The organism is Streptomyces sp. NPDC059456, assembly GCF_042750055.1.
Taxonomy (GTDB): domain Bacteria; phylum Actinomycetota; class Actinomycetes; order Streptomycetales; family Streptomycetaceae; genus Streptomyces.
The window spans coordinates 2,020-7,733 of the sequence record NZ_JBHYVA010000404.1 but is presented as its reverse complement, the minus strand read 5'-3'; the positions used below and the strand labels follow the sequence as shown (position 1 = coordinate 7,733).

At 72.8% G+C, this 5,714-nt stretch carries 6 protein-coding genes; 3 read left to right on the top strand and 3 right to left on the bottom strand.

All coding sequences use genetic code 11. The features are described from left to right. The coding region (locus ACFXA3_RS28335) for a GGDEF domain-containing protein (RefSeq protein WP_385191301.1) at nucleotides 1-495 on the top strand (495 nt) is incomplete at its 5' end. 68 nt (nucleotides 496-563) lie between these two features. Next, nucleotides 564-1,571, top strand: a complete 1,008-nt coding sequence (locus ACFXA3_RS28330) for a CBM35 domain-containing protein (protein WP_385191300.1) — start codon at nucleotides 564-566, stop codon at nucleotides 1,569-1,571. Nucleotides 1,572-1,581: 10 nt separating this feature from the next. Here the strand turns inward: ACFXA3_RS28330 and ACFXA3_RS28325 are convergent, their stop codons facing one another. The 3 genes from ACFXA3_RS28325 to ACFXA3_RS28315 all read right to left on the bottom strand — a co-directional run bounded on the left by ACFXA3_RS28325 (nucleotide 1,582) and on the right by ACFXA3_RS28315 (nucleotide 4,676). Then, complete coding sequence (locus ACFXA3_RS28325; RefSeq protein ID WP_385191299.1) at nucleotides 1,582-2,499, bottom strand: 1-phosphofructokinase family hexose kinase; 918 nt, start codon at nucleotides 2,497-2,499, stop codon at nucleotides 1,582-1,584. Between the two features lie 93 nt (nucleotides 2,500-2,592). Next, entirely contained in the window at nucleotides 2,593-3,744 is a 1,152-nt protein-coding gene (nagA, locus tag ACFXA3_RS28320; protein ID WP_385191298.1) for an N-acetylglucosamine-6-phosphate deacetylase, read from the bottom strand. Then, the gene (locus tag ACFXA3_RS28315; RefSeq protein ID WP_385191303.1) at nucleotides 3,744-4,676 is read right to left on the bottom strand and encodes an ROK family protein; all 933 of its coding nucleotides are present in this window, start codon (nucleotides 4,674-4,676) and stop codon (nucleotides 3,744-3,746) included. The genes nagA and ACFXA3_RS28315 overlap by 1 nt, the downstream gene beginning before the upstream one ends. Nucleotides 4,677-4,875: 199 nt before the next feature. On the opposite strand from ACFXA3_RS28315, the gene ACFXA3_RS28310 reads away from it, so the two are divergent. Beyond that, the coding region (locus ACFXA3_RS28310) for an ABC transporter substrate-binding protein (protein ID WP_385191297.1) at nucleotides 4,876-5,714 on the top strand (839 nt) is incomplete at its 3' end.

The window sequence follows — 5,714 nt, the reverse complement described above, 5'->3', positions numbered from 1 at the left end:
GGGGTGCCCGGTGCGCCCGGGACGCCCGGCTCCGGCACGGGCCCGTACGACCACCACGTGCACACGGTGGCGCCCGCGAGCGACGTCGACGACGGGACGAAGGGGCTCGCGGTGCTCTTCTGCGACCTCGACGGATTCAAGTCGATCAACGACCGGTTCGGGCACCACACGGGTGACGCGGTCCTGATCGAGGTGGCCCGGCGGCTGACGACGGGCGTCAGGGACGGTGACACCGTCGCTCGGCTGGGTGGTGACGAATTCGTCGTCCTCGCGGACGGGCTGGGCGCCGCCGACGCCGCCGACCTGGCCGTGCGGCTGCGCAACGCGATCATTCCGCCGATCCGGGTGGACGGCCGCGCGGTGCGCGTGGGCGCGAGTTTCGGCATCGGCTGGGCCAGCTGCGGCATGTCCGCGGACGAGGTGCTGCGCTCGGCCGACCAGCGGATGTACATCGAGAAAAGGTCCCGCTCCAAGGCGCACCGCCGGGCCGGCTGAGGCGATCGGCCACCCGTGGGTGCACGTGTTCGGGGTAGGCTCCCGTGGGTCGAAAGGAGTGACCTGCGATGACGACGCCCGCGAACCACGGCCCGAACAGCGGGGCGAACCAGCCCGAGGACGACGATCCGTTCGGCTATCTCTACGCGGACGGCCAGGCCGCCGGAGCCACCCCGCCCACGCAGGGCGGTGGATACGGCTACCCCGGCCCGACGGTCGGTGGGCAGCCCGGCGCGCAGCCCGGTGTCCCCCGCACCTCGTACAACCAGGTGCGCACCGTGGGGGAGCGGACGTACGGCGGCCAGCGCGGCCAGGTTCCGGCGCAGCCGCAGCCGCCGGCCTACCAGGCCCAGTACCAGGCCCCGGAAGCCCTCCAGGCGGGCGGCTACGGGGTTCCGCCGCAGCAGGGGCAGACCACCACGACGATCCCCGCTCCGGGCGGTCACGGCGGAAGCGGTGGTTCCAGCCGCAAGGGCATGCTCATCGCGGCGGTCGCGGTGGTCGCCGCGGTCGTGATCGGCATCGGTGCGGCCCTGGCCTTCGGCGACAAGGACAAGGACAAGGACACCGGCGGCACGGCGGGCGGGCAGCCCTCCGCGCAGCCGCAGAACTCGCAGTCCGCGCAGCCGAGCACCTCGGCGTCCGCGGACGCGCCGCTGCCCAAGGCGGACGCCTCGGGCGCGGGCATGTCCCTGACCGGCGGCGCGCACCTGGAAGGCACGGTGGCCGGTGCCAAGAGCACCGGCGGCCAGTACGTGGGCGGTCTGAACGCTCCCGGTGCCGCTGCGACTTGGACCGTGGACGTGGCCAAGGCGGGCCAGTACAAGCTGAAGATGGTCTACGGGGTGCCGGGCAAGGACGCCAGCACCACGCTGACCGTCAACGGCGAGGCGCAGTCCCGGCCGATCAACATGAAGAACTTCAGCCAGGCCAAGCCGGGCGAGTGGGACAAGGGCTGGACCAACACCTGGTCGCTCGTGACGCTCAAGCAGGGCACGAACACGATCAAGATCTCGTGCGAGGCCGGCAACCAGTGCGAGGTCAACCTCGACCAGCTCTGGCTCGAGAAGGGCTGAGCGCGGCGGCTCAACGCTCCGTCAGTGTCACCGACCCCCGTACCTGTTCGTAGGTGCGGGGGTCGAACTCTCCCGCCGTCGGGGCGTGCACGGTGGCGGCGGAAAGGGCCACCGCGCGGGTCAGCCGCTCGGGCCAGTCCAGGCCCTCCGTGAGGGCCGACAGGAGTCCCGCGACGGCGGAGTCACCGGCTCCGGTCGGGTTGCCCGTCAGGGCGCGCGGTGGGGCCGCCTGCCAGGTGCCCTGGGCGGTGGCCGCCAGCAGCCCGCCGGGGCCGAGCGAGGTCACCACGGCGTGCGCGCCGCGGCGGCGGGCGTCGCGGGTGGCCTGGAGCGGCTCGCGGGAGCCGGTCAGCTCGGCGAGCTCGGCGGCGTTCGGCTTGATCATCTCGGGGCGGGCGGCGACCCCGCGGCGCAGGGCCTCCCCGCTGGTGTCCAGGAGGACGGGCACGCCGGTCGCGCGGGCCGACCGTACGAGGGTGGCGTACGCGCCGACGGGCACGCCGGGCGGGAGGCTGCCGCAGAGGGCGACCGCGGCGGCGCCGGTCAGCAGGGCCTCGTAGCGGGCGAGGAAGGCGGTCCATTCCGCGGAACCGATCTGCGGGCCGGGCTCGTTGAACTGCGTGGTGTCGCCGGAGGCCCGGTCGACGACGGCCAGGGTGCGCCGGGTGGGTCCCGCGCAGGGCACCAGAGCGTCCGTCACCCGCGGTGACCCGGCGAGCAGTTCGCGGACGGCGGCGCCCGTGCGGCCGCCCGCGAAGCCGGTCGCGGTGACGTCGTGGCCGAGGGCGGCCAGCACCCGGGCGACGTTGAGGCCCTTGCCGCCGGCCCGCTCGGTCACGGTGGTGACCCGGTGCGAGGCGTGCGGAATCAGCTTCGGTACATGGTGGGTGACGTCGAGTGCGGTGTTGAGCGTCACGGTGAGGATCATGGCAGGTCCCGGTCTCGGTGTGTGCCGGGATCATGCCAAACAGGAGTGCGGGCGGCCCAGTCCCGGGGCGGCCCGCTTGCCCGCGCTGCCCGCTCAGACCAGCGGGTCGACGATCCATTCCCCGCGCCGCATGACGCCCTTGACGTCGAACTCGGCGTCCAGGACGACCAGGTCGGCGTACTTGCCGGGCTCCAGCGAGCCGACCTCGTCGTACAGGCCGATCAGCTTGGCGGGGTTGGCGGAGATCGCCTGGACCACGGATTCGACGGGCAGCTTGTCCAGGGTCACCGACCGCTTGAAGGCGGTGTCCAGGGTCAGCGTCGAGCCGGCGATGGAGCCGCCCTCGACCAGGCGGGCCACGCCCTCCTTGACCTCGACCTCCAGCGGTCCCAGGTGGTAGATCCCGTCGCCGAAGCCGGCCGCGTCCATCGCGTCGGTGATCAGCGCGACGCGGTGCGCGCCCGCGTGGTGGAAGGCCAGTTCCAGCATGGCCGGGTGCAGGTGCGTGCCGTCGTTGATGAGCTCGACGGTGACCCGCTCGTCCTCCAGCAGTGCGGCGATCGGGCCGGGGGCGCGGTGTTCCATGGCGGGCATCGCGTTGTACAGGTGGGTGGCCACGGTCGCGCCCGCGTCGATGGCCTGGCGCGTCTGGTCGTACGTGGAGTCGGTGTGGCCGATCGCGGCGATGACCCCGTGTTCGGCCAGCAGCCGTACGGAGTCCAGGCCGCCCGGGAGTTCGGTGGCCAGGGTGACCATGCGGGCGGCGCCGTGCGCGGCGTCGATCAGCTTGCGGACCTCGGCCGGGTCGGGGTCGCGCAGCAGTTCCTCCTTGTGCGCGCCCTTGCGGCAGGGGTTGATGAACGGGCCCTCGAAGTGGATGCCCGCGATCTCGCCCTGCTGGGTCAGTTCGGCGAGCAGCCCGGCGCGGCGGGCCAGTTCGTCCAGGTCGCCGGTGACGGTGGAGGCGACGAGGGTGGTGGTGCCGTGCTCGCGGTGGGTGCGTACGCCCTTGAGGACCTCCTCGGCGGTGCCGGAGGTGAAGGAGGCGCCGCCCCCGCCGTGGTTGTGCATGTCCACGAAGCCGGGGACGAGCCAGTGCCCGGACAGGTCGACGGTGCGAGCGCCCTCGCCGGCGCTGCCGGCGATGCGGTCACCGTCGACGATGACGCGGCCGCCCGCCACGGTCCCGGTGGGCAGGACCACCCTGGCGCCGGAGAGGACGGTGCTGTGTGCGCTTCCGGACATCAGGCAGGTACCTCCGTGGCGAGTAGGTCCCAGGCGAGCAGCCCTGCGCCCAGGCATCCGGCGGTGTCCCCGAGGGCCGCCGGCACGATGTCGGGCAGCCGCTGGAACGTGACGCGTTCCTCGACGGCCTTCCGTAGTGGTGTGAACAAGGTTTCCCCCGCCTCGGCGAGGCCGCCACCGATGATCAGCGTGCGCGGGTCCAGCAGGGTGATCGCGGTGACCAGGCCGTCGGCGAGGGCGCCGACCGCGGCGAGCCACACCGCGCGGGCGCGCCCGTCACCGGATTCGACGGCCTTGGCGCAGTCCGCGGCGTCCGCGTCGGGGTCGCCGGAGGCGCTCGCCCAGGCGCGGCTGACGGCGGACGCGGAGGCGAGGGTCTCCAGGCAGCCGTACTGGCCGCAGCCGCAGGCGGGGCCGCCGGGGCGGACCACGATGTGGCCGATCTCGCCCGCGTAGCCGTGGGCGCCGGCCTCGATGCGGCCGGCGATGCCGATGGCGCCGGCGATGCCGGTGCCCAGCGGGACGAACAGGAACCGGTCGGCGCCGCGGCCGGCGCCGATGCGGCCTTCGGCGAGTCCGCCCGTGCGCACGTCGTGGCCGAGGGCCACCGGGATGCCGTGGAGGCGTCTGCTGAGCAGGGCGCGCATCGGTACGTCGCGCCAGCCCAGGTTGGCCGCGTAGACGGCGATCCCGTTCTCGGCGTCGACGATGCCGGGGACGGCGACGCCGGCCGCGCAGGCGGGCGCGCCGAAGCGTTCGCGGCCGAGTTCGCAGAGCTCGGCGGCGAACTCCAGGATCGTCTCGACGACGGCGTCGGGGCCCCGTTCGCGGCCGGTGGCGCGGCGCGCTTCGTGGAGCAGGGTGCCCTCGTCGGCGATGAGGGCGGCCTTCATCCCGGTGCCGCCCACATCGAGGGCGATGACGTGTTTCACGGGTTTCACAGGTGACAGTCTCGCGTGTTCGGCGGGGAAAGGTCTAGTCCATTGGAGGGGATTGTTGAGCTGCCATACAAATTCGGGACCACGGTTCTGCCACTGCCCGGACACGGTGCGTTCCCGGATGTGGACGAGGCGCCAAAGTGGTGTAGACCTTACGTGGATCGTACGTACAACAAGGGGTGGATCGAGAACTGTGAAGGGCCGTTACCTGAGCCTGGCCGCGACCGGAGCCGCGCTGAGCCTGACCGCCGCGGCACTGACCGGCTGCGGAGCCGTGGGGAGCCTCACCGGGGACAACGAGGTGACCCTGCGGGTCGTGGCGGCCGATTACGGGGACAATCCGCAGAACTCCTCCTCGGGGTACTGGAAGGACCTGGCCGCCGGCTTTGAGAAGGACCACCCCGGCGTCAAGGTCGAGGTCAGCGTCTACTCCTGGTCCGAGGTCGACGCCAAGGTCGCGGCCATGGTCAAGGCCGGCAAGGCCCCCGACATCGCGCAGATCGGCGCCTACGCCGACTACGCGGAGGCCGGCAAGCTCTACACCGCCGACGAGCTGCTCTCCGTCACCACCGAAGCCGACTTCCTGGCGCCGCTCGCCGACGCCGGCAAGGTCAAGCGCGTCCAGTACGGCATGCCGTTCGTGGCCAGCACCCGCCTGCTCTTCTACAACGAGAAGCTGCTCACGGACGCCGGGGTCATCGCCAAGGACGCCAAGGCCGGCTGGCAGCCCAAGAGCTGGGCCGACCTGGAGGCCGCCGCGAAGAAGCTCAAGGCGGCGGGCGTGGCGACCCCCTTCGCGCTGCCGCTGGGCCGCGAGGAGGCGCAGGCCGAGACGATGATGTGGATGCTCGCGGGCGGCGGTGGCTACACCGACAACGAAGAGGCCTACGCGATCGACTCCCCGGAGAACGTCAAGACCTTCGAGTTCCTGCGCGACAAGCTGGTCGGCCAGGGGCTGACCGGCCCCTCGGAGCCGGGCGACACCCGCCCGCACCGCCCCCGGGGAGCCCTATCCCCCCCGCTCGCGCGGGA